Raw genomic sequence first — 26,127 nt, forward strand, 5'->3', positions numbered from 1 at the left:
TGTCTCCAGCAACTTCTCAGCTAGGGTGAGCTGGCCTAGGGCCGGCAAACTCAAGAGCCATCACCGCCCGTGGCGACGGCCGTCCCGCTGTGCCCGGCGAATGCGCTCGTGTTGACCTGTCAAACGGGGATCACGGTGCGTAATCTGCCTGTGGAGCAGTCTGTACATCTAGGTGCTGGCAGAAAGTAGCGTCCGTTCGCGGAGCGCTATCGGCAGATGAGGAGAGCTTTCGACGTGACCGATCAACCGCCCCCGCCCGGGAATTACCCGCCGCCGCCAGAGGGTGGATATCCGCCTCCGCCTCCACCTCAGCAAGGTGGTTACCCGCCACCTCCTCCGCCCGGTGGTGGTGGCTACCCACCGCCTCCTCCCGGTGGCTACCCGCCGCCGCCCGGACAGAGCGGTTACCCGCCCCCGCCCCCGCCGCAGGGTGGTGGCTACCCACCGCCGCCCGGTGGTTACCCGCCTCCCGCCGGATACCCGCCCCCCGGCGGCTACCCGCCGCCCGGTGGTAATCAGGTTCCGGGCTACCCGTCCGCCGGCGCCGGATTCGGCGGCGCGCCATACAACATCGGTGACGCGTTCTCGTGGGCCTGGAACAAGTTCCTCAAGCACCCGGTCGAGCTCATCGTGCCGGGTCTGGTGTTCGGCGCGGCATCGGCTGCCGTCTGGGTTGTCATCACGCTGATGGCAGCTGCGGTGTCGCCCGAGTCGACCAGCAGCTACGAGTCTTACGACGACGGCTTCAGTTTCTCGGCTTCATCGAATGATCTCGGGGTCGCCGGCGGGATCGTGATGTTCATCGGGTCGATCGTGATGCTGGTCCTCACCGGGTGGATCGCCGCGGCCTACACCGCCGGTCTGCTCGACATCGCCAACGGGCAGCCCGTGACGATCGGATCGTTCTTCAAGCCGCGCAACGTCGCCAACGTGATCCTGGCGACGGTGATCGTCGGTGCGATCACGTTCGCGGTCCTGTTCGTGCTGCAGGTCCCGACGATGTTCATCGGGGCGCTCGGATTCGTGACCCTGCCGCTGGCGTTCATCGCCGAGGTGGCCATCGCAGTCCTGTTCCTGTTCACGACGGTGGCCGCGGTGGACCGCAACCTCAAGGCCGTCGACGCGGTCAAGGCCAGTTTCAATCTGGTGAAGCCCAACTTCGGCACGGTGCTGCTCACCGTGCTCGTGATGGTGGCGATCGCAATCGTCGGTGCCATCCCGTGTGGGCTCGGCTTGATCGTGGCGATGCCGCTGATCCTGCTGATCCAGGTGTACGCCTGGCGTCGGCTCAGCGGAGGCCCGGTGGCACCGCTGTCCCAGTAGTAGAACCACACTCGACGCCCACGGCGCGTACGGGCAGAAATGCCCGCGCCGTGGGCGTTGTGGTCCGTGACATCATGTGAGCTAGCCTGCCGATCCCATCCGCTCGGTGCATTCGAGAAAGTCGTGGCCCCCAATGTCTATGCCAAACCAGCCGGGAGATATGTACGGGATGCCCCCGCAGGGCATGCCACCCCAGGGCGTCCCCCCGCAGGGCATGCCCCCGCAGGGTGTGCCCCCGCAAGGTGTGCCGCCGCAAGGCGTTCCGTCGTACGGCGGGTATCCGCCCCAGGGACCGCCGGCCGGATACCCGCCGCAGGGCCCGCCGCCCGGGTACCCGGGCCAGCCGCAGCCTTACGGTGCCTATCCGGTCGACCCGTCGGCGCCTTACGGTCGCGACCCGCTGACCGGCGAGCCGCTGTCCGACAAGTCGGCGATGACTGCCGGCCTGCTGCAGTTCTTCCTGGGCGGGTTCGGCGTCGGACGCTTCTACATCGGTTCCACCAACATCGGCGCGATCCAGCTCGGGCTTACTCTCCTCGGCATCCTCACGTCGTGGTTGATCGTCGGAATCTTCATCTGCCTCGGCGTCGGAATCTGGGCCCTGGTGGATGCGGTGATGATGTTCACCCGGTCGATTCCCGACCAGTACGGCCGGAAGCTGCGCAACTGAATCGTCGTGGTGTCAACCGCGCAGAGGTGGTGGGCCGGGCATGCTCGCGCCCACCCCGATAGGCTCGACGCGTTATGAGTGAACAGCGCAGGTGGCACGGTCTGGCCACAAAAGCCATCCACGCCGGTTACCGACCCGACCCGGGTACCGGAGCCGTCAACACCCCGATCTACGCTAGTTCGACCTTCGCCCAGGACGGCGTCGGCGGCCTGCGCGGCGGATTCGAGTACGCCCGCACCGGCAACCCGACGCGACAGGCCCTGGAAGCGGCGTTGGCCGCGGTCGAGGAAGCCGCCTACGGGCGTGCGTTCAGCTCGGGCATGGCCGCCACCGACTGTGCGCTGCGCGCGGTGTTGCGGCCCGGCGACCATGTGGTGATCCCCGACGACGCCTACGGCGGCACGTTCCGGCTCATCGACAAGGTGTTCTCGCAGTGGGGCGTCACCCACACCCCCGTGCCGCTGAGCGACCTGGACGCGGTGCGGTCGGCGTTGACCCCACGCACCCGGATGATCTGGGTGGAGACCCCGACCAACCCGCTGCTGAGCGTGGCCGACATCGCCGCGATCGTGCAGATCGCGTCGTCCTCGGGCGTCAAGGTGTTGGTGGACAACACGTTTGCCTCCCCAGCGTTGCAGCAGCCGCTGCTGCTGGGTGCCGACATCGTGTTGCACTCGACCACCAAGTACATCGGCGGACATTCGGATGTGGTCGGCGGCGCGCTGCTGACCAACGACGAGGAACTCGACTCGGCATTCGCGTTCCTGCAGAACGGCGCGGGCGCGGTGCCGGGACCGTTCGATGCCTACCTGACCATGCGCGGACTCAAGACGCTGGTGCTCCGGATGCGTCAGCACAGCGAAAACGCCGCGCTGATAGCCGAATTCCTCGACGGGCACCCCGCGGTGGAGACCGTGCTCTATCCCGGTCTGGTCAGCCATCCCAACCACGATGTGGCGGCTCGCCAGATGTCCGGCTTCGGCGGCATGGTGAGCCTGCAGCTGCGTGGCGGACCTCGTGCCGCACGTGAATTGTGCTCGCGTACCGAGCTTTTCATCCTCGCCGAGTCGCTCGGCGGGGTGGAGTCGTTGATCGAGTACCCGGGTGCCATGACGCACGCCTCGACCGCGGGTTCGCAGCTCGAGGTGCCCGACAACCTGGTCCGGCTGTCGGTGGGCATCGAGCACGCCGCCGACCTGCTGGCCGATCTGGAGCAGGCGCTGTCCTAGGGGCCCGTGGCGTCTAGCCCATCAGGGCCGGACGCAACGCCGACGTCGTCACTGCCAGATTCATCTCCGGCAGTGCCGACGCGGTCTCGTCCACCCAGATGCCCGTGGCGATTTCGGTGGACCGGGCATGCACCCAACGCCAGCCCCGGTCGTTGAGGCTCAGGACGGCGCCGAGGCCGTCGACCGCGTGCAGCAGGCAGATGATCGCGGCGATCGCCGGTACCGGGTTGTGGCCGTCGAACAGCGCGGCCAGCAGGGCCGCACGGGTCTGGCTGACCCGATCCCGGTTGGTCAGCGGCCAGCAGTAGACGGGTCTGCCGGGAAAGCCCTTGCCGGGCATGCGGACTCGGCGGATCTGGCCGAGACGTTCGAGATGCAGTTCCAGGGTGGGCTGGGTGTGCCTGCCCAACTTCGACAGCGCGGTGTCGGCCGCAAGTGGCCGGCGTTGGAGTAGTTCGAAGGCCGGGTCACCCACCGGATCGACGGGCCAGTCGCCGGCCAGCGCGATCAGCCGACCGGCCTCGATCGGTTCGCCGGCCATGGCAGGACGGATCCGGCAGGCATACGCCAGATCCAGCAGTACTGCGGCGCTGAGTACCTTTTCCCTGCGGTGACGGTCGAGCCCGGGCTGCGCGGCTGCGTTGTCCAGCAACAGCAAGAACAGGTCTTCGGCGATTTGCGCCATTTCCCCGACTGTAGTGCTTCGACCCGGGCCGTCCGGTCAGGCGTGGTAGGGCTCGGCGCTGACCAGGGTGACCTTGACGGTGTTGCCGTTGGGCACGGTGTAGGTGCGCGACTCGCCGACCTTGGCGTCGATCAGCGCACTGCCCAGCGGTGAGTTGGGGGAGTACACCTCGAGCTTGCCGTCGCTGATGCCCTCCTGGCGGGTGGCGATCAGGAACGTCTCGGTGTCGCTCTTGTCGTCGTCGTAGTACACCTTGACGACCGAACCGGGCAGCGCGACACCGGACTGCTTGGGTGCCTCACCGACCTTGGCGTTGTTGAGCAGCTCCTGCAGCTGGCGGATGCGGGCCTCCTGCTGGCCCTGCTCCTCGCGGGCGGCGTGATAGCCACCGTTCTCGCGCAGGTCGCCCTCTTCGCGACGGTCGTTGATCTCGGCGGCGATCACCGGCCGGTTGGCGATCAGCTGATCCAGCTCCGCCTTCAACCGGTCGAATGCTTCCTGAGTGAGCCAGGTGACCTGTGTGTCGGTCATGTTCTCGCGCTCCTGTCTGTCCTGCTCTTGCGGCGCTCTTGCGCCGTCCTCGCGTACGAAGTTCGTCGTTTCCGGCCGGGGACAGGCTGCGTGTATTGCCGCGGGCGTCAGCATCTAACTGAGTGCTAATGCAGCAATACACGGCCCCAGCGAGGAACCGTGTATCGCACAATCGTACCACCGCGCGGCCAACGAATCTTCATTTAATCGCTGTCCGACCAGGGTTGCGGACGTCAAAATCAGGGCGCTACCAGGTAGGACGGCACATCCGTCCCGCAACCGTAGACATCGCCGATCACGGGGGGTCGGCTGGATTTCACTTCCGTCGTCACCTGCACAACCGTCTGGTCGGACGGACCGACCAGAATCTCGCGGCGCCCGGTCTCGCTGCCGTCGATCGAGCGGGCCCGGACGATGCACACCACGGGCTTGGACGGGTCGGGGCGGGTCACGCCGATGGTCACCGACACTGTCTGGTTGTCGACCAGTTCGTAGGCCGAGAGCTCGCCTTTCACCTCGCCCGTGCCCAGCCGCTGGAAGGCCACGACCGCGAGGATCACACCTGCCACCAGCACGAGCCCGACCAGTGCGAACGTGATCCACCGCCGGGTCCGGCGCGACATTTGGCGGGATCCGTAGCGGGCGGCGGGGCGTTCGATCATCAGAACTGGAACTATAGGGCCAGGCAAATATGTCACCGAAGCCCAGGGATCGGGCCGAGGACTTGGGTACAGGGATTAGGTAAGAGGACGCCGTAGTTAGATGAAAGCGAAATGAGTGAACTGCGGTTGATGGCGGTGCATGCCCACCCGGACGACGAGTCCAGCAAGGGTGCGGCAACCACCGCGCGCTATGCGGCCGAAGGTGTGCGCGTCATGGTCGTGACGCTCACCGGTGGCGAGCGCGGCGACATTCTCAATCCGGCGATGGATCTTCCCGAGGTCCACGGCCGGATCAGTGAGGTGCGCCGCGACGAGATGGCCAAGGCGGCCGAGATCCTCGGCGTCGAGCATCACTGGCTGGGATTCGTCGACTCGGGTCTGCCCGAGGGCGATCCGCTGCCTCCGCTGCCCGACGGCTGCTTCGCGTGCGTGCCCCTCGCCGAGCCGGTCAGCCGCCTGGTCCAGGTCATCCGGGAGTTCCAGCCGCATGTGCTGACCACCTACGACGAGAACGGTGGCTACCCACACCCCGACCACATCCGCTGCCACGAGGTGTCGGTGGCGGCCTACGAGGCGGCCGCGGACTACCGGCTGTACCCCGAGGCCGGGACGCCGTGGAGCGTGTCGAAGCTGTATTACAACCACGGCTTCCTGCGCCAGCGCATGCAACTGCTGCAGGACGAGTTCGCCAAGAACGGTCGGACGGGCCCCTTCGCCAAATGGCTTGAGCACTGGGACCCCGATCACGACATATTCGCCAAGCGGGTCACCACCCGTGTTGAATGCTCGGAGTACTTCAGCCAGCGTGACGATGCGCTGCGCGCACACGCGACCCAGATCGACCCGAAAGGCGATTTCTTCCATGCGCCGATCGAGTGGCAGCAGCGGCTCTGGCCGACGGAGGAGTTCGAGTTGGCGCGGTCGCGCGTGCCGGTGAACCTGCCGGAAGACGACCTGTTCACCGGGATTGAGAAATGATCGACACTTTCACCGCAGTGGTCACACTGCTCGCCGAGGAGCCGCGAAACACCGGACCGGAGTTCGGTAAGGCGACCCCGCTCGGCCTGCTCATCACGGTGGCGCTGCTGATCGGAACCTTCGCGCTGGTCTGGTCGATGAACCGGCACCTGCGCAAGCTGCCCGAGTCCTTCGACCGGGAACACCCCGAGCCCGATCAGGCGGCCGACGAAGGTACCGCCGACGGCACGGTCGACGACGCCGACGGCGCGGTGAACAGCACTCCCGACGACCGCAAGGGTCAGTCACGTGAGCAGGGTGGCGGGTAACGCGCTCGGCGGGTCCACCAGCCCGTACCTTCGCCAGCACGCCGACAATCCGGTGCACTGGCGAGAATGGACGCCCGAGGCGCTCGCTGAGGCCGCCTCAAGGGACGTCCCCATCCTGCTGTCCATCGGCTACGCGGCGTGCCACTGGTGCCATGTCATGGCGCACGAGTCGTTCGAGGACGCCGAGGTCGCGGCTGTGCTCAACGACGGATTCGTCTGCATCAAGGTCGACCGTGAGGAACGTCCCGACCTGGACGCGGTGTACATGAACGCCACCGTCGCGTTGACCGGTCAGGGCGGCTGGCCGATGACCTGCTTCCTGACCCCCGACGGCCGGCCGTTCTTCTGCGGCACGTACTACCCGAAACTGGGGTTCCTGCAACTGCTGGACGCGGTCGCCGAAACCTGGCGGGACCGGCGCGACGAGGTCGAGCGGGCCTCGGACCAGATCGCCACCGAACTGCGTTCGATGTCTGCCGGGCTGCCCGGCGGTGGGGCGCCGGTGGGGCCGGAACTGTGCGACCACGCAGTGGCCGCGGTCCTGCACGACGAGGACGAGACCTACGGAGGGTTCGGCGGCGCGCCCAAGTTCCCGCCCTCGGCGTTGTTGGAAGGGCTGCTGCGCCACCATGAACGCACCGGATCCACCCCGGCGCTGACGGCCGTGCGGCGCACGTGTTCGGCGATGGCCCGCGGCGGCATCTACGACCAGCTGGCCGGTGGATTCGCCCGCTACAGCGTCGACCCGCACTGGGTGGTACCGCACTTCGAGAAGATGCTGTACGACAACGCGCTGTTGCTGCGGGCGTACGCGCACCTGGCGCGTCGTACCGGGGACCCGTTGGCGCACAGGGTGACCGGGGAGACCGCGGCGTTCATCGTGTCGGACCTGGGTGCCGACGGAATGTTCACCTCGTCGCTGGATGCCGACGCGGGCGGGCGTGAAGGCCTGACCTACGTGTGGACGCCGGCCGAACTGCGCTCGGTACTGGGCGATGACGACGGAGCCTGGGCGGCTTCACTTTTCGAGGTGACGAAAGTCGGCACCTTCGAGCACGGTGCCTCGGTGCTGCAACTGCACCGCGATCCCGATGACGAGGCCCGCTTCGAATCGGTGCGTGCGGCGTTGTCGGCGGCTCGGGCGCTGCGACCCCAGCCCGCACGCGACGACAAGGTGGTGACCGCGTGGAACGGCCTGGCCATCACCGCGCTGGCCGAAGCGTCGGTCGCGCTCGAGCGGCCCGAATTCCTTTCCGCCGCACTCGAATGCGCGCGCCGGCTGCTGGATCTGCACATGGTGGACGGCCGTTTGCGCCGCGCCAGTCTGGGGGGCCGGGTCGGGGAGAGCGCAGCGATCCTGGAGGATCACGCGGCGCTGGCCACCGCATTGCTGACGCTGTACCAGCTCACCGGATTCGGATTGCCCGAGGCGGTTGGCCTGGTGGATCTCGCGCTCGAACATTTTGCCGACCCGGATCAGCCCGGGCGCTGGTTCGACACCGCCGATGACGCCGAGCAACTCATGGTGCGTCCCGCCGATCCGATCGACGGTGCGACGCCGTCGGGCGCCTCCCTGATCGCCGAGGCGTTGCAGGTCGCGGGGTACCTGACGGGGTCTTCGCGCTACGTGGATGCGGCACAGGCGACGTTGTCGTCGGCCACGCCGATCCTCGCGCGCGCGGCCCGGTCCGGGGGACACTGGCTCGCGGTCGCCGAGGCGCAGGTCCGCGGCCCGATCCAGATCGCAGTCGCGGGCGATCCGTCGTCGCCGCTGCTGGCCGCCGCGCGCCTGCTGGCGCCGGGTGGGGCGTTGGTGGTCGGCGGTGAGGTCGACTCCTCGGAACTGCTCACCGGGCGCGATCGCGTGGACGGCGCCGACGCCGCGTATGTCTGTCGCGGCACGGTGTGCGACCTGCCCGTCACCACGGCCGCGGATCTGGCTGTCTCGCTGGGTGGTGAACCGGCAGACGGCGGAAGTGGTGCCGTGTAGCCTCGCGGCCATGAGCCACGATGCCGCCGCCCTGGAGTCCTTCGTCAAGCGCTATCTCGACACCGTTGCAGGTGGGTCCGCGGCCGAGGTTGCCGCGCTGTACGCCGACGACGCGACGCTGGAGGATCCGGTGGGCAGCGGCGAGGTGCACATCGGGCGCCAGGCGATCGAGGGCTTCTACAAGAATCTGACCGCTGCGGGCGCCGAGATCACGACCGAGCTGCTCAAGTTCCGTCCCGGCGGACACGAGGCGGCCTTCCTGTTCGCGATCGTCGTCGGCGGGGCCATGCGCATCGAGCCCATGGAGGTCATGACGTTCGACGCCGAGGGCAAGATCACCGCGATGAAGGCCTACTGGACGGCCGCTGACATCACCCAGCTGTAGACACGTGCGAAAGCCCCGCATCGCTTCGGCGATGCGGGGCTTTCGCGTCAGAAGACCGCGAACCACATGGCGATGTAGTGGCAGATCGCCGCCACCGCCGTGCAGGCGTGGAAGAACTCGTGATGACCGAACGTGGTCGGCCAGGGGTTGGGCCATTTGAGCGCGTAGAGCACGCCGCCGATGCTGTAGAGCGCACCGCCGACGATCAGCAGCACCACCGCGGCCACCCCGGCCCCGTGCATGATCGGTCCGATGAACCAGGCCGCGACCCAGCCCAACAGGATGTAGAGAGGGACGCCGAGCCAGCGTGGCGCTGACGGCCAGAACATCTTGAGCAGCACACCCGCGATCGCCCCACCCCAGACGATCCAGAACAGCACCATGCCTTTGGATTCGGGCAGGGCGAGCAGTGCGAACGGGGTGTAGCTGCCGGCGATGAAGATGAAGATCATCGAGTGATCGAGGCGCTTCATCCACTTGCGGGCGCCTTCGGATTTCCAGTTCACCCGGTGATAGGTGCCGCTGACGGTGAACATCGCCACGATCGTGAAGGTGTAGAGCAGCGTGGCCAGCCCGGCCCGGGTGGATTCGGCCGACCACGACACCGACACCAGTGCCGCGCCGGCGATGAACGCGACCACCGCCGAATACACGTGGATCCAGCCCCGTGCGCGCGGCTTGCCCAGGAACTGGGCGACGCCTTCGGCGACGGCTTCGGGCAGATCTTCCGCGGGCCGGCTCAGCGCGGCCGCTGAGCGGTAGGGCTTGGTGCTACCCGTCGGCGCAGTCATGTCACCTCCATTGAGAACCGTGGTGTACCCCGAAGCTCACAGTAGTCTGGGTTCTCGTGGACATCATTCCCCCGCGGCTCAAGGAACCGGCCTATCGGCTCTACGAGATGCGGTTGCGTCAGGAGTTGCGGGAGTCCATATCCGAACTGCCCCGCCACATCGCGGTGTTGTGCGACGGAAACCGCCGTTGGGCGCGTGATGCGGGTTACGACGATGTCAGCATCGGCTACCGGATGGGTGCGGCCAAGATCGCCGAGATGCTGCGCTGGTGTCAGGCCGCAGGTATCGAGATGACCACGGTCTATCTGCTCTCCACCGAGAACCTGCAACGCGATCCCGAAGAGCTCGCCGCACTGATCGAGATCATCACCGACGTGGTCGAGGAGATCTGCGCCCCGTCGAACACGTGGAGTGTGCGCACCGTCGGTGACCTGGGATTGTTGGGGGAGGAGACGGCCCGGCGGTTGCGTGACGCGGTGGAATCCACGAACGGCAGGGGCGGGAAGTTCCATGTGAACGTCGCCGTCGCCTACGGCGGCCGTCAGGAGATCGTCGACGCCGTGCGCTCCCTGTTGTCGAAGGAACTGGCCAACGGGGCGACGGCCGAGCAACTCGTCGACGCCGTCTCGGTCGAGGGCATCTCCGAGAACCTCTACACCTCAGGCCAACCCGACCCCGATCTCGTCATCCGCACCTCCGGCGAGCAACGACTCAGCGGATTCCTGTTGTGGCAGAGCGCATATTCGGAGATGTGGTTCACCGAGGCGCACTGGCCCGCGTTCCGTCGCGTCGACTTCCTGCGCGCACTGCGCGATTACACGGCCCGGCACCGCAGATTCGGCAAGTAGTGCCAAACTGAACCTATGGCTGCGCTGTCGGCAGTGGTCTTCACCCTCAGTTGGTGGCTGGGTCTCTACCTGCTCGCGCGGGACCCGCGTAAGCCCGTCCTGGTCCTCGCGGCGATCGGGCTGACCAGTTTCGCGGTCGTCGTCGCGCTCGACGCGGTCCGGCTGGTCACCGGTTCGGAAGTGCTCAGCCGCGTCGAGATCTATCTGGTGGCGCTGCCGGGTATCGCCTGGTTCGCGGTCATGGTCGAACTCGCCCGGCCGGCCGACACCTTCCGGTCGCGTGCCGGCGAGATCGCCGCGATCTTCGCCGTCGCGGTTCTGGCCCTTGCCGGCGCGGGACTCGCGGGCAGCGTCGACGGTCCGCTGCGGGCCGGTCACTGGGTGATGTTCGCGGTGATCTCGCTGTCCTCGCTCGGCGCCATGATCAAGGCGGTGGTCGGCGGCGCCAAACCCGGTTCGGTGGTGGGCTTCATCATCGTCGCCACGCTGTTCTTCGCGCTGGGCAACGCGATCCTGGTGATCCCGCTCGGACTGGTTCCCAGTTGGCTGGCGCTGGCCTCCACCGGATTCGACGTCGCACTGCTCGGTGTCGCGGTCGCGATCTGGGACGCGTTCGACGAGGGGCAGGCGCTGCGCGCGGACATGCGTCGCTCGATCATCGGCACGCTGGTGATCGCGGTTCCCTTCGCCGCGCAGGCCTTGATCGGCATGACCGTGCTCGACGCCGGGACCGGCCGCACCGTGATGACGATCCTGTTGTTCACCAGCCTGGCGGTCGCGGTCGCCGTGGAGGTGCTGGCCGATCCGCTGGCCGGGGTGTTCGACCGGTTGGCCTTCTCCCGGTCCCCGGATCTGCGCGCCGACCGTGAGGCACTGCGCCAGACCGAGGCCGCGCTGCCGCTGCGATCGGATCACCCGCTGGGCGGCATCGACGACGACGCCTTCACGCGCCTCACCCGCCGCGCCCTCGGACACTACGGCGACCTGTCCAAACTGGTGGCCAGTCCGCTGACCGCGCTGCCCGCCATCGACGCCCGGCTGGCGGAGCGCGGGGCGCCGGATCAGCCGCTGGAACGAGCGAACGAACTCAAGGCGCTGCTCGCCGACCGCATCACCGCACTCAAGCCCCGCGACAGCGGCGACTTCGGCACCACCGAGCAGTGGCGCCACTACAACTCGCTGTACTTCCCCTACGTCGTCGGGGTCCGCGCCTACGCGCAGAACGCCACCGCCGCCGGGTTGGATCCGGTCGCCCGGCAGGCCTGGCAGTGGTTCGTCACCGAGGTGCCGCAACGCTCGCTGCACAACTGGCAGAACGCCGCGGCGCGGGTGATCGCGGCGGACCTGCGCGGCGACCTGGCACCGGTGGTCGGCTCGGCCGGCCGCTAGGTTCGCGCCGCAAGAAATCCCGCTGACCTGCGCTTGGCAGTCCTTGGCAGTGTTTGGCGTCGATCTGGCAGCACCTCATGGGCAGGGTCGGAGGTGTTCCACCCATCGACACCTCATCGCCGAGGAGCCCGACATGACCGCCACCCTCCACCAACCACTGGCCGAGCCCACCGCCGGAGCGGCCACGGAAGATTCCCTGCTGCGGTTCGCCCTGCGCGCCGATGCCACCGTGTGTGCCGGCGTCGGACTGCTGGTGGCCATGGCCGCCGATCAGCTGGCCCGGATCGCGGGCGTGTCCGCCACCGCCGGGTGGTTCGTCGGCGCTGCTCTGGTCGGCTACGGCGCCCTGCTGTACGTCCTGGCCGCGGTCTCGCACGTCCGGCGGGTGGGCATCGTCGTCCTCGCAGGCAACGTGGCCTTCGCGGTCACGACGGTCGTAGCCATCGTGACAGGCTGGTTGCCGTTGACCGGGGCCGGCGTCGAGTTGGTACTCGGATTCGTCAGCGCCACCGTCGTATTGGCCTGGCTGCAATACCGCGGAGTGCGCCGTCTGGCGTGACTCCTTCCCGAGCCGGTGCGGGGTGCCGCCGGAAGAGGTTACGGCGAGTATCCCCGCACCGTGCTCCATCGCACGACGTCAATGCACGACAAGAAATCCCATCAGGAGAAGGAGAATCATGACCGCCATCACCGCCACCGGAGCCGCGGGCACCAGGAAGTCGACCGACTCACTGCTGCGCCTGGCCATGCGCCTCGACGCAGTCCTGGTCGGAATCAGCGGGATCGCACTGCTGGCCGCGGCCGGATGGTTCGCCGATCTGACTGGCCTGCCGAAATCCGTCGAGTACGGCGTCGGCATCTTCTCGGTCGTCTACGGCATCCTGGTGTTCGCGCTGGCCGGGATCGAGCGGGTGCGCCCCGCAGGGATCGGCACCGTGATCGCCAACGCCGCCTGCACGGTGATCGCGCTGGCCGCGGTCTTCACCATGACCCTGACCACGGCGGGCGTGGTCTTCGTCATCGGCGCCGGCATCTACACGCTGGCGATGGCCGAACTGCAGTATGTCGGGGTCAAACGGATCGCGGCCTGATCTGCCGTCGGCACAGCGCCCAGGGCCTTCGAGGCTCTGGGCGCTGTCGTGTGTGGCCGATGATTCCGAGTGGGGACTGCACTGCGCACCAGATCATTCACCGATTCGGGTAGCGCACTACTCATGGCGTGGCGACCGTTCGGGCCCAGACTGGGCTCACACGGCGATATCGGAGATTTGCGATGCCAGAAGATTGCGATGTTTGCATTGTCGGTGCCGGCCTGTGCGGCATGAACGCGCTGTTCGTGGCCAGCACATACCTCAGACCCGATCAGAAGATCATCCTGATCGACCGTCGTCCCCGGGTCGGCGGTATGTGGGTGGACACGTATCCGTATGTGCGACTGCACCAGCCCCACCCCATGTTCACCGCAGGCAACATCAAGTGGACCCTCGGTCGTGAGCCCTCCTATCTGGCCACCAAACCCGAGGTGCTCGATCACTTCAGCTATTGCCTGCAGCAGATCAGGCGACGGGTACGGGTCGAAGAACGCTATGGCTGGGATTTCCTGTCCGCGGACGCGGTCGACGGTGCCGTGCAGGTCACCTGCCGCGACGGGAACGGGCAGCCGCACACCATCCGGGCCGGTCGACTGATCAAGGCCTACGGCGTGCGAGTGACGCCCAACGACGCCCTCGAGCTGTCCAGTGACCGGGTGCAGTCGGTGTCGCCCGATACGTGTGATGTTCGCTCAGGGGCGATAAACGACAGTGACACCCCGGTGTGGGTGATCGGCAGCGGCAAGACCGCCATGGACACCGCGCACGCGTTGATCACGTCGAATCCGGGGCGCGAGGTGAACATGGTGGCGGGCTCGGGGACGTTCTTCTCGAGCCGGGATCAGTTGTTCCCCACCGGTGCCCGGCGCTGGTCGGGCGGGATCTCGTTGACCAGGATGTCCATCGATCTGACGCGGCTCTTCGACGGCACGAACGAGGACGAAGTCGCCCGGTGGTACCGGTCGTCCTACGGCACCTCGCCGACGCCGCAGGCCGCTCATTTCATGGCAGGTGTCCTGTCGGAGGCGGAGAACGCCGCCATCGTCGCGGGTCTGAACGACGTGGTGATGGACCACCTGGTCGACGTCGTCGACAGCAACGGTTCCGCCGATCTGTTGTTGCGGAGCGGGGCAAGGAAAACCGTCTCGCCGGGCAGTTGGATCGTGAACTGCACCGGGTATCTCATCAAGGACGAGCATCCCTACGAGCCGTACCTTTCCGGTGACGGCTCCATCTTGTCGGTTCAATTGCGTTCGGCCACCATGCATCTGACGTCGTTCGCGGCCTATTTCGTGACGCACCTGATGTTCCTGGGCAAGTTGAACACGGTCCCGCTCTACGAACTCGACCTGCAGGACCTGGCGCTGAAGTCCAAGAAGGCGATGCTGTACGCGATGTTCACCCTGGCTCAGTACAACCTGAGCCTCATCTCGGATGCGGTGCCGGTCAGGGTGTTCCGTGAGTGCGGCCTGGACTTCAACCGCTGGTATCCGATGCCGCGCCAGCTGTCCGCCACCGCGCGTTTCATGGCGACCCATCACCGCGACCGCGAGCATCTGCGTCGCACCCTGGACACCGTGCGGGAGCGCTTCGACGTGCGGTGCGGTCCGCTGGTCGCGGCGCAGGCCGGGGCGGGCTAGAGCTTGCGCAGTCGCAGCCGGTTGATCGAATGGTCGCCGTCCTTGCGGAGCACCAGGGTGGCCCGCGGCCGGGTCGGCAGGATGTTCTCGATCAGGTTGGGCCGGTTGATCGAATGCCAGATGTCGCGCGCGGCGAACACCGCCTGGTCATCGGTCAGCGTCGAGTAATGGTGGAAGTGTGAGGCCGGGTCGGCGAACGCGGTCGAGCGCATCGTCAGGAACCGGGAGATGTACCACTGCTCGATGTCTTCGATGCGCGCATCGACGTAGACCGAGAAGTCGAACAGGTCCGAGACCATCAGCGCCGGCCCGGTCTGCAGGACGTTGAGGCCTTCGAGGATCAGGATGTCCGGATGCCGCACCACCTGCTTCTCACCCGGCACGATGTCGTAGAGCAGGTGTGAGTACACCGGCGCACAGACTTCGTCGGCACCCGATTTCACCGCGGTGACGAACCGCATCAGGCCGCGGCGGTCATAGCTCTCCGGGAACCCCTTGCGGTGCATGAGGTTCCGGCGGTGGAGCTCCTTGTTGGGGTAGAGAAAACCGTCGGTGGTCACGAGGTCGACCCGGGGGTGGTGGCCCCAGCGGGCCAACAGGGCCTGCAGCACACGGGCGGTGGTCGATTTCCCGACCGCCACGCTGCCCGCGACGCCGATGACGAACGGGACCGGCCGGTCCGGATTCTGCTGCGGCTCACCGAGGAATTCGGCCGTCGCGGCGAACAGACGCTGGCGGGCGGCCACCTGAAGGTGGATCAACCGGGCCAGGGGCAGATAGACCTCTTCGACCTCGAGGATGTCGAGTTTCTCGCCCATACCCCGCAGGCGCAGCAGCTCGTCCTCGGTGAGTTTCAGCGGTGTCGACATGCGCAGTGCACGCCATTGACTTCGGTCGAACTCCACATAGGGGCTCGGCTCGCTCGGCCGCGGCATTCGGTCAGTCTTGCATCTACGGTTGTGGGCATGGGAAACGGGATGGACTTGGGAATCAGCGCGGGGACGGACTCGGCCGATTTCGTCCGCGAGTACCTGCTGCTCGGCCTGCGCTTCGACCGCGTGGAAGACGGCTATGTCGACTCCTTCACCGGTGACCCCCAACTGCGCCGCGCGGTCGAGAACGAGCCCGCGCCCGACCCCGCCGAGCTGGCCCGCCAGGCCGACCGGTTGCTGAGCCAGATCCCCGACGACCTCGACCACGACCGCGCCGCATACATCGCGGCGCACCTGCGCGCGCTCAACTGCGCGGGCCGCAAGTTCGCCGGTGAGCAGGTCGGTTTCGTCGACGAGGTGCAGGCCTATTTCGACGTACGGATCAGCAAGGGCGACCCAGAGACGTACCGCCAGGCCCACGCCAAACTCGACGACGCACTCGGCGGCACCGGCCCACTGACCGAGCGGATCCAGGCGCACCGCACCGGCGACGAGATTCCGCCGGCCCGGCTGGAGGAGTGCATCCACGCGTTCTCCTCGGCTCTGCGCGACAAGGTGCGCGCGGCATACCCGCTGCCGGAGACCGAGACCATCACCTATGAGGTGGTCACCGACAAGCCGTGGTCGGGATTCAACTACTACCTGGGCGACTACAAGTCCACCGTCGCGGTCAATGCCGACCTCAAGCAACAGATGGCCAACCTGCCCAGGCTGGTGGCCCACGAGTCCTACCCGGGCCATCACACCGAGCACTGCCGCAAAGAGGCCGGGCTGGTGGCCCGCGACGGCGAACTGGAACAGACGATCTTTCTCGTCAACACCCCGCAGTGCCTGATGGCCGAGGGCCTGGCGGACCTGGCGCTGCACGCCATCGTCGGGCCCGGCTGGGGCGCGTGGGCCGCCGACATCTACGCCGATCTGGGGCTGCGGTTCGACGGGGAGCGCGCCGAGGCGATCTCGGAGGCCATGGCCGGGCTGGCCGACGTGCGCCAGGACGCGGCGCTGATGCTGCACGACGAGCATCGCGACGTCGACGAGGTGGCGGAATTCCTCAAGCGGTGGCTGCTGGTCGGCGACGACCGGGCCAGGCAGTCGCTGCGGTTCCTGTCCTCGCCGCTGTGGCGGGCCTACACCAGTACCTACATCGAGGGTTACCGGCTGCTGCGCGGGTGGTTGGACGACCGGCCCGACGGCGTGACGCTCACCCAGCGATTCGGCAGGCTGCTCGACGAGCCGCTGATCCCGTCGACGCTGCGGACCTAGCCTGGCAGCAAATTTCTCAGCGGATTTCGGCGCCGCCCCGATGGGGCAACCTGTGTTTGCCTGATGGTGTCCTAGGTTGCGTTGCGCTGCCGGTATGACGCCTGTCTCAAGTGCTTGAGCCCCTTAGTTACTGATCGGTAACATTGTTGCCATAGGGCCCGGTGACCATACCGGGTCAGGCAAAGGAAATGACCATGGCGGCAACAAGGGAAAAACTGGACACGATCAAGCGCATGGCCGGCGTGAGTGTGGCGGCCGGTGCGATTGCGCTCGCCGGAATCCTCGGCTCGGGCGCGGTGGCCAATGCCGGACCCGTCACGAAGGTCGGTAGCGATCCGGTGGCACCGGTCAGTCCCGGGGGCAAAAAGGGTCCCGTCACCAAGGTCGGCAGCGATCCGGTGACATCCGTCATCTCTGGCATTGCCGACGCCGCCACCTCTGGCGGCTCTGGTGTCGAGATCCCGCCCCTCGTCAGCCCGTGGCCCGGCGGCGCGTGGGCCGGTCACGATTGGAGCAAGGGATACCCCGGTGGCGGTTTGGCCAACGGCAAGGGCGGCGGCGCTGCCATCCACGGCAGGGCCGGCGGCGCCTGGAATCACCGCTGACAACCGCGAAACCAGGCGAACCGATCGGTCCGCCCGGTTTCCGCGTGCTGCCAGTCGTCCCCGTAGTTTCGGATTTGCTGTTGAGGTCTCTGGGGTTCAGGCCCCGCGCCCGCTGACGAGTTGCGCCTGCGGTGGGTGCATTTTCTGAAATATGCAGTTGAAAAGGCAAATATTGACCTTGATTCGCTGACCGCCGGCGCCCTGGGTCCCGACGCCTCGATGCCTTGATCGGGCTCGCGGGCCGAGCGTAAAATATTTGCTGAGCATCGTGCGACGTACCGGGCGGCAGCAAGGGGTCGAGATGACTACAACGAGCACGAAATCGAACCGGGTCAAGCGCATGGCCGGTGTGGTGGCGGCGGGAGCGACGTGCCTGGCCGGGCTGCTGGCCGGACCGGCGATGGTGGCCAATGCCGATCCCGTCGTGGTCTTGAACGGCGAGACGGTGGCCCCGCCGAAGCCTCCTCTCGTGAGCCCGTGGCCCGGCGGCGCGTGGGCCGGCTGGGACTGGAGCAAGGGCTGGCCCGGAGGTGCCTGGGCCGGTCACGACTGGAGCAAGGGCTGGCCCGGCGGTGGTTATGCCAACGGCAAGGCCGGTGGCGCGTGGAACCACACCGCCGACTGATCTGACCCTCGACGCCTCCTGCGATGAGCTGTTCCTCGCGTGGACATTGCGGGCCTAGGCTCGGAGGGTGTCCGAGTTTCGGCTGTACGTCCCCGCGTTGGCCATGCCGCTCAACATGCTCTTGCTGGCGTGGATGGTGATCGGCCGGGGACTGTTCGTGCAGCTCGGGTGGATGGTGGTGTTCGGCGTCCTCGCCGCACCGTGGCTGGCACTCTGCCTGGTATTCACGAGCAGGTTGATGCGTAAGCAGCCGGGCGGGGAGCTCACCTCCGGGCAGGCCTGGGCCCAGGTAATCCTGTGGGCGTCGATGTTCGTGTTCGGGCTCGCCTGTGTCGACGGCGGAGACAGCCCCGGCGCATTCCCCTCGGTCCTGATGAAGGCGATCGGCGACGGACCGCGCATGGAAACCGTCAGCAACCTGCTGTGGGCCGGATCGGTGATCGCCGGGGTTGTCGCTTGGTTCGTGTTGCTCACCAAGCTCACCCGGGGAACCGCTGTCCCGCCGCCGACTCAGCCGCCCTATCCCTACGTCGGTTACCCGCCGGGCCAAACCGGCCCGGGACCGTCGAGCTGACCCGCTCCGACTAGGCTGAATGCCATGGCAGCAGACTCGTCATCCACCTTGCCCGCGGCTTCCGGTGCTGATTACGCCGACACCTCAAGCGCCGCCTACCAGGCCGCATTGCAGGTCATCGAATCCGTCGAGCCCCGGGTCGCGGCAGCCACCCGCAAAGAGCTTGCCGATCAACGTGATTCGCTCAAGCTGATCGCCAGTGAGAACTACGCCTCTCCGGCGGTGCTGCTCACCATGGGCACCTGGTTCTCCGACAAGTACGCCGAGGGAACCGTCGGGCACCGCTTCTACGCGGGTTGCCAGAACGTCGACACCGTCGAGGCGCTGGCCGCCGAGCACGCCCGCGAACTGTTCGGCGCCCCCTACGCCTACGTCCAGCCGCACTCCGGCATCGACGCCAATCTCGTTGCCTACTGGGCCATCCTGGCCACCAAGGTGGAGGCACCAGGCCTGGCCGAGCTCGGCGCCAAGCACGTCAACGACCTGTCCGAGGCGGACTGGGAGACCCTGCGCAACAAGCTGGGCAACCAGCGTCTGCTCGGCATGTCCCTGGATGCCGGCGGACACCTGACGCACGGCTTCCGGCCCAACATCTCGGGCAAGATGTTCCATCAGCACAGCTACGGGACGAACCCCGAGACGGGCTTCCTGGACTACGACGCGGTCGCCGCAGCTGCCCGCGAGTTCAAGCCGTTGGTGCTGGTCGCGGGCTACTCGGCCTACCCGCGCCGGGTGAACTTCGCCAAGATGCGCGAGATCGCCGACGAGGTGGGCGCCACCCTGATGGTCGACATGGCGCACTTCGCCGGCCTGGTCGCGGGCAAGGTGTTCACCGGTGACGAGAACCCGGTGCCGCACGCCCACGTCACCACGACCACCACGCACAAGTCGCTGCGCGGCCCGCGCGGCGGCATGGTGCTGGCCACCGAGGAATTCGCGCCGGCCGTCGACAAGGGCTGCCCGATGGTGCTGGGCGGACCGCTGAGCCACGTGATGGCGGCCAAGGCCGTCGCGCTGGCCGAGGCGCGCCAGCCCGCATTCCAGACCTACGCCCAGCAGGTCGCCGACAACGCCCAGGCGCTGGCCGACGGCTTCGTCAAGCGGGACGCGGGCCTGGTCACCGGTGGCACCGACAACCACCTCGTGCTGCTCGACGTGCGTTCGTTCGGCCTGACCGGCCGCCAGGCCGAGTCCGCCCTGCTGGATGCCGGCGTCGTCACCAACCGCAACGCGATCCCGGCCGACCCCAACGGCGCCTGGTACACCAGCGGCATCCGGCTGGGTACCCCGGCGCTGACCAGTCGCGGGTTCGGTGCCGACGACTTCGACCGGGTGGCCGAGCTGATCGTCGAGGTGCTGTCCAACACGCAGGCCGAGGGGACCTCGAAGGCCAAGTACAAGTCGGCAGACGGAACCGCCGAGCGCGTGCACGCGGCCTCGGCCGAGCTGCTCGACGCCAACCCGCTGTACCCGGGTCTGACCCTCTGATCGTCTTCTGAGTCGGGCCGCCGCGACACGTGGCGGCCCGAATTTCAGAAACGTGTGAACCCGGGTTACAGTTACCTCATGGCACAGAAACCTGTCGCTAATGCGCTGACCTTGGAGCTTGAGCCCGTTGTCGAGGCCGAGCTGCGTCGCCACCTGGATACCGAGGATCTCTGGTACGCGCACGATTACGTGCCGTTCGACCAGGGCGAGAACTTCGCCTTCCTCGGCGGTCAGGACTGGGATCCGTCGCAGGTGACACTGCCCAAGACCGTCACCGACGCCTTGGAGATCCTGCTGATCACCAAGGACAACCTCTCCGGTTACCACCGGGAGCTCGTCGAGCACTTCATCCTCGAGGACAAGTGGGGCCGCTTCCTGGGCCGCTGGACCGCCGAGGAGCATCTGCACGCCGTCGCGCTGCGCAACTATCTCGTCGTCACCCGTGAGATCGACCCGACGGCCAACGAGGACGTCCGCGTCGAGCACGTGATGAAGGGCTACCGCGCCGACAGCTACAGCCAGATCGAGACGCTGGTGTTCATGGCGTTCTTCGAGCGTGCGCACGCGGTGTACACCCGCAACCTGCGGGCGCAGATCACCGAGCCGGTGCTGGGCGCGATGGTCGAGCGCATCGTCCTCGACGAGGAGCGCCACGAGCTGTTCTTCGCCAACCTGGTGTCGCACCTGCTGGGCACCCACCGCGACGAGACCATCGCGGCCATCGCGGCCCGGGCTAGAGGGCTCGGCGTCATAGGCTCAGATATCGACGCCTACCAGGACAAGGTCGCCGTCGTGGCCGAGGCCGGCATCTTCGACAAGGCAGCTCTGGCGAAGGTCATCTCCGACCGGATCGACGCCTGGGGACTCGCCGGTGAGTCTGAGCTCCAGGAGTTCATCAACACGTAACGCGCCGGGCATCACACGCGCGGCGCGCCAGCCAGCAACCCCGCCGAGGCGGGAGTAGCGTCAAATCCGATGGCTAGCGACATGCTCTGCTGTCCGGACGGTACCGATCGGTTAGATCACGAGAGGACCGGCTCCGGTCCTGGTGCCGCAGTGTCCACCGAGCAACTCGTGTGGGGCCGCGCGGGTTCTAGGAGCGCCACGTGACTGATACTCCTGTCCGTACCTATGTGCTCGACACATCCGTGTTGCTGTCCGATCCATGGGCATGCAACCGGTTCGCCGAGCATGAAGTGGTGGTCCCGCTGGTCGTGATCAGCGAGCTGGAAGCCAAACGGCATCACCACGAGCTGGGCTGGTTCGCCCGGCAGGCGCTACGGATGTTCGATGATCTGCGGCTTGAGCACGGACGGCTGGATCAGCCGATTCCTGTTGGCGCAGAGGGTGGCACGTTGCAGGTCGAGTTGAATCACATCGACCCTTCAGTGTTGCCGACGGGCTTTCGCACCGAGACGAACGACACCCGCATCCTCGCGTGTGCCGCCAATCTCGCCGCGGAGGGTAAGCATGTCACGCTGGTGAGCAAGGACATCCCGCTACGCGTCAAAGCCGGCGCAGTCGGCCTGGCCGCCGACGAGTACCACGCGCAGGACGTGGTGGTGTCCGGCTGGACCGGAATGACCGAATTCGACGTGGCGGCAGAAGATATCGACACGCTGTTCGCCGATGGCGAGATCGACCTTACCGAAGCTCGGGATCTGCCCTGCCACACCGGAATTCGGTTGCTGGGCGGTAGCTCGTCGGCGCTCGGGCGGGTCAACGCCGAGAAGCGGGTGCAGCTGGTACGCGGTGATCGCGAAGTGTTCGGCCTCCGGGGAAGGTCAGCCGAACAGCGCGTCGCCCTCGATCTGCTGCTCGACGAATCCGTCGGCATCGTCTCGCTCGGCGGCAAGGCAGGCACCGGCAAATCCGCGCTCGCCCTGTGCGCGGGTCTGGAAGCCGTGCTGGAACGCCGAACGCAGCGCAAGGTCGTGGTGTTCCGTCCGCTGTATGCGGTCGGCGGCCAGGATCTCGGCTACCTGCCGGGCAGTGAGAGCGAGAAGATGGGTCCATGGGCCCAGGCTGTCTTCGACACCCTCGAAGGGTTGGCCAGCCCGGCGGTCCTGGAAGAGGTGCTGTCCCGTGGAATGCTGGAAGTGCTTCCGCTGACCCACATTCGGGGCCGGTCCCTGCACGACTCGTTCGTGATCGTCGACGAGGCACAGTCACTGGAACGCAACGTGCTGCTGACCGTGCTGTCGCGGCTCGGCGCGGGCTCGCGGGTGGTGCTGACCCACGACGTGGCCCAGCGCGACAACCTGCGGGTGGGTCGCCACGACGGTGTCGCGGCGGTGATCGAGAAGCTCAAGGGGCACCCGCTGTTCGCCCACATCACGCTGCAGCGCAGTGAACGTTCGCCGATCGCCGCGCTCGTCACCGAGATGCTGGAGGAGTTCAGCCCCGGCGCCCTGCCCTGAGCCCCTGAGTGATTTGGGTGCGTTTACCGGCGCTCATCGCCGGTAAACGCACCCAAATCACCGGCCCGGTAGGCTGCCGGGGTGGCGAGGCTTCCCGACAGTCAGGCGTGGCGTTGGACCGTAGTCGGCGTGACCGCCGCCGTCGTGGTCGTGGTGGTAGGCGCGCTCACCGGCCACATCTACCGCGACGGCCCCGATGACGTGGACTGCGCCAAGGAGAAGTGCGTCGCACTGACCTTCGACGACGGGCCCGGGCCCTACACCGACCGGCTCCTGCAGATCCTCAAGGACAACGACGCCAAGGCAACGTTCTTCGAGATCGGCAACAAGGTCGCCGCCAATCCCGAGGGTGCCAAGCGGGTGGTCGAGGCAGGGATGGAACTGGGCAGCCACACCTGGGAACACCCCAACATGACGACCATCCCGCCCGAGGAGATCCCCGCCCAGTTCAGCAAGGCCAGCGACGCCATCGAGGCCGCGACGGGCCGGCGTCCGAAGCTGGTGCGCACAGCAGGCGGGTTGGTCAATGACCAGGTGCTGGCCGAGGCCCGCAAGCAGGGTTTGGCCGACATCAACTGGGACGTCATCCCGTTCGACTGGGCCAACGACGCCAACATCGCCGCGACCCGCTACATGCTGATGACGCAGATCAGGCCCAACAACGTCGTGTTGTTTCATGACACCTACTCGTCCACCGTGGACCTGGTGGAGCAGTTCATCCCGGTACTCAAGGCCAACGGCTACCACCTGGTGACCGTGAGCCACATGCTCGGTGAGCGCGAGCCGGGCACCAGTTACGGCAGCCGGGAGAACGCCCCGCCCGTACCGCCGGCCGAGGCGCTCAAGGACATTCCGCCGGAGGAGATCCCGGCGCTGCCCGCCACGCCGTCGCCTCCGCCGATGCCGAACTTCCCGATCACCGACATCCCCGGTGCGAATTCCGGGGGCCCCAACAACGGGGCGTGAGACGTACATCGCGCCGGTTTGAGGACCAAAGACCCTAACCGGCGGGCCCGGGCACGACGAGGCTTGAAGTATGCCCGACACGATGTGCGATACCGCGACCCTCACCCTTGCGGTGCAGCTGGCATCGCGTGCACCCTCCCTGCACAACACTCAACCGTGGCGGCTGGTGGCTGAACGTGACTGTCTGCACCTGCACCTGGACCCCAACCGGGTGGTGACCGCGACCGACCGGTCCGCGCGGGAAGCGATCATCAGCTGCGGCGTGCTGCTGGACCACCTCCGGGTCGCCATGGCCGCGGCCGGGTGGGCCACCATGGTCGACCGCTTCCCCAATCCGAACGACCTCGACCACCTGGCGACGTTGCAGTTCTCGCCGATGGAGTTCGTCACCGACGCCCACCGCCGAAGGGCCGACGCGATCTTGGCCCGGCGCACCGACCGACTGCCGATGACCGCGTACGCGGACTGGGACGCGTTCGAGGTACTGCTGCGGGCCCGGTTCGCCGAAGGACCGGTGCACCTGGACGTGCTGTCCGAGGACATGCGGGAGACCGTGGCCGAGGCCGCCGAGCTGACGGAGTCGCTGCGGCTCTACGATTCCGGCTATCACGCCGAACTCGCTTGGTGGACAACACCGTTCGCGACCGAGGACGGTATCCCGCAGAGTTCTCTGGTGTCGGCCGCCGAAAGCGAGCGCGTCGCGGTGGCACGCACCTTCCCGGTCGTCGCCCACAGCGATCGGCGCCCCACGGTCCGCGACGATTCGGCCACCCTGGTGGTGTTGTCCACCGACGGATACAGCCGGGCCGACGCCCTCGATGCCGGCGAGGCGCTGTCGGCGCTGCTGCTGGAGTGCACGCTGTCGGGCCTGGCCACCTGCCCGGTGAGCCACGTGACCGAACTGCACGCCAGCCGCGACATCATCGCCACCCTGATCGGCCGCGACGCCTGCCCGCAACTGCTGGTGCGGATCGGCATCGCCCCGACGATCACCGACGCGCCCCCGCCGACCCCGCGCCGCGCCGTCGAGGCCTTCCTGACCTTCGAATCCTGACCGTCGAATAGGAGCTGACCATGACCGATACCCTGATCGATCCCGCCGCCACCTCTGTTCCCGCCGCTGGTGCGGCCGTCGTGGTCGAGGCCGACGGCCGCACCGCCAGCAACGACGCGTTGCACACCGCGATCGAGGAGGCCCTGCTCCGTGGTGCACCGCTGCGGGTGCTGACCACCTGGGGAGCCCGGCACCGTGAGATGTACGACGAGACGGCCGTCGCCGAGCGCGACCGGTTGTCTGAGGCGCAGCTGCAGCGGCGTCTGGCCCGCGCGCTCAAGCGTTCTCCTGGGCTCGACGTGCAGAGCATCGACGGCTACGACAGCGTGGCGGAATACCTGACGACACACCCGGACTCGGCCCAGGTGCTCGTGCTGGGAGCCGATCACCCGGATTCGGCCGGCCTGCAGACGGCGCTGGCGCGCTCGGGTTGCGCGGTCCTCACTTGCGATCGGCGCCACCGGTTGTGAGACTCGGGGAATGATCAGAGTTTTTCTGGTCGACGACCATGAGGTGGTTCGCCGCGGGCTGATCGACCTGCTCAGCGCCGACCCGGAGCTCGACGTGATCGGCGAGGCCGACTCGGTAGCCCAGGCGCTGGCCCGGGTGCCTGCGCTGGCACCCGACGTCGCGGTGCTCGATGTCCGGTTGCCCGACGGCAACGGCATCGAGCTGTGCCGGGAACTGTTGTCGCGCATGCCCGATCTGCGTTGCCTGATGTTGACCTCGTTCACCTCCGACGAGGCCATGCTGGATGCCATCCTGGCCGGCGCCAGCGGCTACGTGGTCAAGGACATCAAGGGCATGGAACTGGCCAAGGCGATCAAGGACGTGGGGGCCGGGAAGTCGCTGCTGGACAACCGCGCCGCCACGGCCCTGATGGCCAAGCTGCGTGGGGACGCCGAGCGTTCCGACCCGTTGGCCGGGCTGACCCAGCAGGAGCGGGTGCTGCTCGATCTGCTGGGGGAGGGGCTCACCAACCGGCAGATCGCGGCCCGGATGTTCCTCGCCGAGAAGACGGTCAAGAACTACGTCTCGCGGTTGCTGGCAAAGCTGGGCATGGAGCGCCGCACACAGGCTGCGGTATTCGCCTCGACGCTGGACCGTCACCGCCAGTAGCCCTGGCTCCCAGGGTCTTTGGTCCCTAATGGTTGGGGCCTTCGCCCGTGGTGCGGCGATCTGCGTGGCAATAGCGTCGTCGCCATGGGAATCGAATTGTCTACGCGCAGTGAGCCGGTCACGATTCTCTCCGAGAGGGAGAGCTGGGAGCTGCTGGGTAGCGTGTCACTCGGCCGACTCGTCACCGCGGTCGACGACGAGGCGCACGTGTTCCCGGTGAACTTCGTCGTGCAGAACCGAACCATCCTGTTCCGCACCGCGGCCGGGACAAAACTTATCAGCGCGGCGATCAACAACCAGGTGGTGTTCGAAGCCGACGATCACAACGCGGCCGAAGGCTGGAGTGTGATCGTGCGCGGCGTGGCACGCACCCTGCGCACCGACGACGAACTGGACGAAGCCGAACGGGCGCAGTTACTGCCGTGGACGGCCACGTCGAAGACGCACTATGTCCGGGTGTCACCGGTCCGGGTCACCGGTCGCCGGTTCCGGTTCGGGCCCGAGCCGGCTGCGCGGTGACGATCTGGACGCGCTTGGTGCGTTGCAGCCGGTAGTGCCAGC

At 67.2% G+C, this 26,127-nt stretch carries 28 protein-coding genes and 1 pseudogene; 24 read left to right on the forward strand and 5 right to left on the reverse strand.

The genetic code is table 11. The annotated features are described in order from the left end of the window. Positions 1–234 precede the first annotated feature (234 nt). The 3 genes and pseudogenes from ACNQR1_RS11140 to ACNQR1_RS11150 form a co-directional block, all read left to right on the forward strand. Positions 235–396, forward strand: a pseudogene (locus ACNQR1_RS11140) (hypothetical protein); the annotation flags it as partial. A gap of 1,060 nt (positions 397–1,456) precedes the next feature. Then, positions 1,457–1,993, forward strand: a complete 537-nt coding sequence (locus tag ACNQR1_RS11145) for a TM2 domain-containing protein (RefSeq protein WP_418046067.1) — start codon at positions 1,457–1,459, stop codon at positions 1,991–1,993. Between the two features lie 74 nt (positions 1,994–2,067). Beyond that, on the forward strand, positions 2,068–3,222 hold the full coding sequence (locus ACNQR1_RS11150; protein WP_418046069.1) for a cystathionine gamma-synthase: 1,155 nt from the start codon (positions 2,068–2,070) through the stop codon (positions 3,220–3,222). Positions 3,223–3,235: 13 nt separating this feature from the next. On the opposite strand, the gene ACNQR1_RS11155 is transcribed toward ACNQR1_RS11150, so the two are convergent. The 3 genes from ACNQR1_RS11155 to ACNQR1_RS11165 all read right to left on the reverse strand — a co-directional run bounded on the left by ACNQR1_RS11155 (position 3,236) and on the right by ACNQR1_RS11165 (position 5,100). Then, a complete protein-coding gene (locus ACNQR1_RS11155; protein ID WP_418046071.1) occupies positions 3,236–3,907 on the reverse strand; it encodes a GOLPH3/VPS74 family protein in 672 nt (223 codons plus the stop codon). A 36-nt stretch (positions 3,908–3,943) separates the two neighbouring features. Further along, positions 3,944–4,438 carry a transcription elongation factor GreA gene (gene greA, locus ACNQR1_RS11160; protein WP_090427833.1) on the reverse strand — a complete coding sequence of 165 codons (495 nt, stop codon included), beginning with the start codon at positions 4,436–4,438 and terminating at the stop codon, positions 3,944–3,946. Positions 4,439–4,677: 239 nt separating this feature from the next. Beyond that, a complete protein-coding gene (locus ACNQR1_RS11165; protein WP_418046073.1) occupies positions 4,678–5,100 on the reverse strand; it encodes a DUF4307 domain-containing protein in 423 nt (140 codons plus the stop codon). Positions 5,101–5,211: 111 nt separating this feature from the next. Between ACNQR1_RS11165 and mca the strand changes: the two genes are divergently transcribed. From mca to ACNQR1_RS11185, 4 genes are read left to right on the forward strand one after another with little or no spacing between them, the layout of a single operon-like run. Next, positions 5,212–6,078, forward strand: a complete 867-nt coding sequence (mca, locus tag ACNQR1_RS11170; protein WP_418046075.1) for a mycothiol conjugate amidase Mca — start codon at positions 5,212–5,214, stop codon at positions 6,076–6,078. After that, on the forward strand, positions 6,075–6,386 hold the full coding sequence (locus ACNQR1_RS11175; protein WP_418046077.1) for a hypothetical protein: 312 nt from the start codon (positions 6,075–6,077) through the stop codon (positions 6,384–6,386). The genes mca and ACNQR1_RS11175 overlap by 4 nt, the downstream gene beginning before the upstream one ends. Further along, entirely contained in the window at positions 6,367–8,376 is a 2,010-nt protein-coding gene (locus ACNQR1_RS11180; RefSeq protein WP_418046079.1) for a thioredoxin domain-containing protein, read from the forward strand. Before ACNQR1_RS11175 ends, ACNQR1_RS11180 begins: the two co-directional genes overlap by 20 nt. A gap of 10 nt (positions 8,377–8,386) precedes the next feature. Beyond that, on the forward strand, positions 8,387–8,761 hold the full coding sequence (locus ACNQR1_RS11185) for a nuclear transport factor 2 family protein (RefSeq protein ID WP_418046081.1): 375 nt from the start codon (positions 8,387–8,389) through the stop codon (positions 8,759–8,761). A gap of 47 nt (positions 8,762–8,808) precedes the next feature. On the opposite strand, the gene trhA is transcribed toward ACNQR1_RS11185, so the two are convergent. After that, entirely contained in the window at positions 8,809–9,552 is a 744-nt protein-coding gene (gene trhA / locus ACNQR1_RS11190) for a PAQR family membrane homeostasis protein TrhA (protein ID WP_418046083.1), read from the reverse strand. A 56-nt stretch (positions 9,553–9,608) separates the two neighbouring features. Between trhA and ACNQR1_RS11195 the strand changes: the two genes are divergently transcribed. The 5 genes from ACNQR1_RS11195 (at position 9,609) to ACNQR1_RS11215 (ending at position 14,520) form a co-directional block, all read left to right on the forward strand. Continuing rightward, a complete protein-coding gene (locus tag ACNQR1_RS11195; RefSeq protein ID WP_418046085.1) occupies positions 9,609–10,400 on the forward strand; it encodes a (2Z,6E)-farnesyl diphosphate synthase in 792 nt (263 codons plus the stop codon). Positions 10,401–10,415: 15 nt separating this feature from the next. Then, entirely contained in the window at positions 10,416–11,789 is a 1,374-nt protein-coding gene (locus tag ACNQR1_RS11200; RefSeq protein WP_418046087.1) for a hypothetical protein, read from the forward strand. A gap of 133 nt (positions 11,790–11,922) precedes the next feature. Beyond that, entirely contained in the window at positions 11,923–12,348 is a 426-nt protein-coding gene (locus ACNQR1_RS11205; RefSeq protein ID WP_418046089.1) for a hypothetical protein, read from the forward strand. 118 nt (positions 12,349–12,466) lie between these two features. Continuing rightward, complete coding sequence (locus ACNQR1_RS11210; RefSeq protein WP_418046091.1) at positions 12,467–12,880, forward strand: hypothetical protein; 414 nt, start codon at positions 12,467–12,469, stop codon at positions 12,878–12,880. Positions 12,881–13,110: 230 nt separating this feature from the next. Next, positions 13,111–14,520, forward strand: a complete 1,410-nt coding sequence (locus ACNQR1_RS11215; RefSeq protein WP_418046093.1) for a potassium transporter — start codon at positions 13,111–13,113, stop codon at positions 14,518–14,520. Here the strand turns inward: ACNQR1_RS11215 and coaA are convergent. Next, positions 14,517–15,455 (reverse strand): type I pantothenate kinase, encoded by a 939-nt coding sequence (gene coaA / locus ACNQR1_RS11220; protein WP_418046095.1) that lies wholly within the window; start codon positions 15,453–15,455, stop codon positions 14,517–14,519. The two genes, ACNQR1_RS11215 and coaA, sit on opposite strands and share 4 nt — an antisense overlap. 30 nt (positions 15,456–15,485) lie before the next feature. Between coaA and ACNQR1_RS11225 the strand changes: the two genes are divergently transcribed. The 12 genes from ACNQR1_RS11225 to ACNQR1_RS11280 all read left to right on the forward strand — a co-directional run bounded on the left by ACNQR1_RS11225 (position 15,486) and on the right by ACNQR1_RS11280 (position 26,085). Further along, positions 15,486–16,715 (forward strand): DUF885 domain-containing protein, encoded by a 1,230-nt coding sequence (locus ACNQR1_RS11225; RefSeq protein WP_418046097.1) that lies wholly within the window; start codon positions 15,486–15,488, stop codon positions 16,713–16,715. 194 nt (positions 16,716–16,909) lie between these two features. Continuing rightward, positions 16,910–17,320: a hypothetical protein gene (locus tag ACNQR1_RS11230; protein ID WP_418046098.1), complete on the forward strand. Its 411-nt coding sequence runs from the start codon at positions 16,910–16,912 to the stop codon at positions 17,318–17,320. Between the two features lie 301 nt (positions 17,321–17,621). Further along, positions 17,622–17,945, forward strand: coding sequence for a hypothetical protein (locus ACNQR1_RS11235; protein WP_418046100.1), 324 nt, complete (start codon positions 17,622–17,624; stop codon positions 17,943–17,945). Positions 17,946–18,012: 67 nt separating this feature from the next. Further along, entirely contained in the window at positions 18,013–18,519 is a 507-nt protein-coding gene (locus ACNQR1_RS11240; RefSeq protein WP_418046102.1) for a hypothetical protein, read from the forward strand. A gap of 24 nt (positions 18,520–18,543) precedes the next feature. Continuing rightward, positions 18,544–20,007, forward strand: a complete 1,464-nt coding sequence (locus ACNQR1_RS11245) for a glycine hydroxymethyltransferase (RefSeq protein WP_418046104.1) — start codon at positions 18,544–18,546, stop codon at positions 20,005–20,007. A gap of 78 nt (positions 20,008–20,085) precedes the next feature. After that, on the forward strand, positions 20,086–20,913 hold the full coding sequence (locus tag ACNQR1_RS11250; protein WP_418046106.1) for an acyl-ACP desaturase: 828 nt from the start codon (positions 20,086–20,088) through the stop codon (positions 20,911–20,913). 200 nt (positions 20,914–21,113) lie between these two features. Then, positions 21,114–22,427, forward strand: coding sequence for a PhoH family protein (locus ACNQR1_RS11255; RefSeq protein WP_418046108.1), 1,314 nt, complete (start codon positions 21,114–21,116; stop codon positions 22,425–22,427). 81 nt (positions 22,428–22,508) lie between these two features. After that, a complete protein-coding gene (locus ACNQR1_RS11260; RefSeq protein ID WP_418046110.1) occupies positions 22,509–23,393 on the forward strand; it encodes a polysaccharide deacetylase family protein in 885 nt (294 codons plus the stop codon). A 70-nt stretch (positions 23,394–23,463) separates the two neighbouring features. Next, positions 23,464–24,447 (forward strand): Acg family FMN-binding oxidoreductase, encoded by a 984-nt coding sequence (locus ACNQR1_RS11265; protein ID WP_418046112.1) that lies wholly within the window; start codon positions 23,464–23,466, stop codon positions 24,445–24,447. A 20-nt stretch (positions 24,448–24,467) separates the two neighbouring features. Beyond that, a complete protein-coding gene (locus tag ACNQR1_RS11270) occupies positions 24,468–24,917 on the forward strand; it encodes a universal stress protein (RefSeq protein ID WP_418046114.1) in 450 nt (149 codons plus the stop codon). 10 nt (positions 24,918–24,927) lie between these two features. Continuing rightward, positions 24,928–25,566 (forward strand): hypoxia response regulator transcription factor DosR/DevR, encoded by a 639-nt coding sequence (gene dosR, locus ACNQR1_RS11275; protein ID WP_044519937.1) that lies wholly within the window; start codon positions 24,928–24,930, stop codon positions 25,564–25,566. Positions 25,567–25,650: 84 nt separating this feature from the next. Further along, on the forward strand, positions 25,651–26,085 hold the full coding sequence (locus ACNQR1_RS11280) for a pyridoxamine 5'-phosphate oxidase family protein (RefSeq protein WP_418046117.1): 435 nt from the start codon (positions 25,651–25,653) through the stop codon (positions 26,083–26,085). The last annotated feature ends 42 nt before the right edge of the window (positions 26,086–26,127 follow it).

It is taken from the genome of Mycobacterium sp. 48b, from assembly GCF_048282725.1.
GTDB lineage: Bacteria > Actinomycetota > Actinomycetes > Mycobacteriales > Mycobacteriaceae > Mycobacterium.

What these genes read in the sequence shown, in the direction of transcription:
- ACNQR1_RS11155 (WP_418046071.1), bottom strand. Translation starts at nt 3,907, where the DNA reads ATGGCGCAAATCGCCGAAGACCTGTTCTTGCTGTTGCTGGACAACGCA.
- coaA (WP_418046095.1), bottom strand. Translation starts at nt 15,455, where the DNA reads ATGCCGCGGCCGAGCGAGCCGAGCCCCTATGTGGAGTTCGACCGAAGT.
- ACNQR1_RS11150 (WP_418046069.1), top strand. Translation starts at nt 2,068, where the DNA reads ATGAGTGAACAGCGCAGGTGGCACGGTCTGGCCACAAAAGCCATCCAC.
- ACNQR1_RS11235 (WP_418046100.1), top strand. Translation starts at nt 17,622, where the DNA reads ATGACTACAACGAGCACGAAATCGAACCGGGTCAAGCGCATGGCCGGT.
- ACNQR1_RS11230 (WP_418046098.1), top strand. Translation starts at nt 16,910, where the DNA reads ATGGCGGCAACAAGGGAAAAACTGGACACGATCAAGCGCATGGCCGGC.
- greA (WP_090427833.1), bottom strand. Translation starts at nt 4,438, where the DNA reads ATGACCGACACACAGGTCACCTGGCTCACTCAGGAAGCATTCGACCGG.
- ACNQR1_RS11165 (WP_418046073.1), bottom strand. Translation starts at nt 5,100, where the DNA reads ATGATCGAACGCCCCGCCGCCCGCTACGGATCCCGCCAAATGTCGCGC.
- ACNQR1_RS11215 (WP_418046093.1), top strand. Translation starts at nt 13,111, where the DNA reads ATGAACGCGCTGTTCGTGGCCAGCACATACCTCAGACCCGATCAGAAG.
- ACNQR1_RS11245 (WP_418046104.1), top strand. Translation starts at nt 18,544, where the DNA reads ATGGCAGCAGACTCGTCATCCACCTTGCCCGCGGCTTCCGGTGCTGAT.
- ACNQR1_RS11250 (WP_418046106.1), top strand. Translation starts at nt 20,086, where the DNA reads ATGGCACAGAAACCTGTCGCTAATGCGCTGACCTTGGAGCTTGAGCCC.
- ACNQR1_RS11185 (WP_418046081.1), top strand. Translation starts at nt 8,387, where the DNA reads ATGAGCCACGATGCCGCCGCCCTGGAGTCCTTCGTCAAGCGCTATCTC.
- ACNQR1_RS11280 (WP_418046117.1), top strand. Translation starts at nt 25,651, where the DNA reads ATGGGAATCGAATTGTCTACGCGCAGTGAGCCGGTCACGATTCTCTCC.
- ACNQR1_RS11175 (WP_418046077.1), top strand. Translation starts at nt 6,075, where the DNA reads ATGATCGACACTTTCACCGCAGTGGTCACACTGCTCGCCGAGGAGCCG.
- ACNQR1_RS11210 (WP_418046091.1), top strand. Translation starts at nt 12,467, where the DNA reads ATGACCGCCATCACCGCCACCGGAGCCGCGGGCACCAGGAAGTCGACC.
- ACNQR1_RS11265 (WP_418046112.1), top strand. Translation starts at nt 23,464, where the DNA reads ATGCCCGACACGATGTGCGATACCGCGACCCTCACCCTTGCGGTGCAG.
- dosR (WP_044519937.1), top strand. Translation starts at nt 24,928, where the DNA reads ATGATCAGAGTTTTTCTGGTCGACGACCATGAGGTGGTTCGCCGCGGG.
- ACNQR1_RS11145 (WP_418046067.1), top strand. Translation starts at nt 1,457, where the DNA reads ATGTCTATGCCAAACCAGCCGGGAGATATGTACGGGATGCCCCCGCAG.
- ACNQR1_RS11200 (WP_418046087.1), top strand. Translation starts at nt 10,416, where the DNA reads ATGGCTGCGCTGTCGGCAGTGGTCTTCACCCTCAGTTGGTGGCTGGGT.
- trhA (WP_418046083.1), bottom strand. Translation starts at nt 9,552, where the DNA reads ATGACTGCGCCGACGGGTAGCACCAAGCCCTACCGCTCAGCGGCCGCG.
- mca (WP_418046075.1), top strand. Translation starts at nt 5,212, where the DNA reads ATGAGTGAACTGCGGTTGATGGCGGTGCATGCCCACCCGGACGACGAG.
- ACNQR1_RS11205 (WP_418046089.1), top strand. Translation starts at nt 11,923, where the DNA reads ATGACCGCCACCCTCCACCAACCACTGGCCGAGCCCACCGCCGGAGCG.
- ACNQR1_RS11225 (WP_418046097.1), top strand. Translation starts at nt 15,486, where the DNA reads ATGGGAAACGGGATGGACTTGGGAATCAGCGCGGGGACGGACTCGGCC.
- ACNQR1_RS11270 (WP_418046114.1), top strand. Translation starts at nt 24,468, where the DNA reads ATGACCGATACCCTGATCGATCCCGCCGCCACCTCTGTTCCCGCCGCT.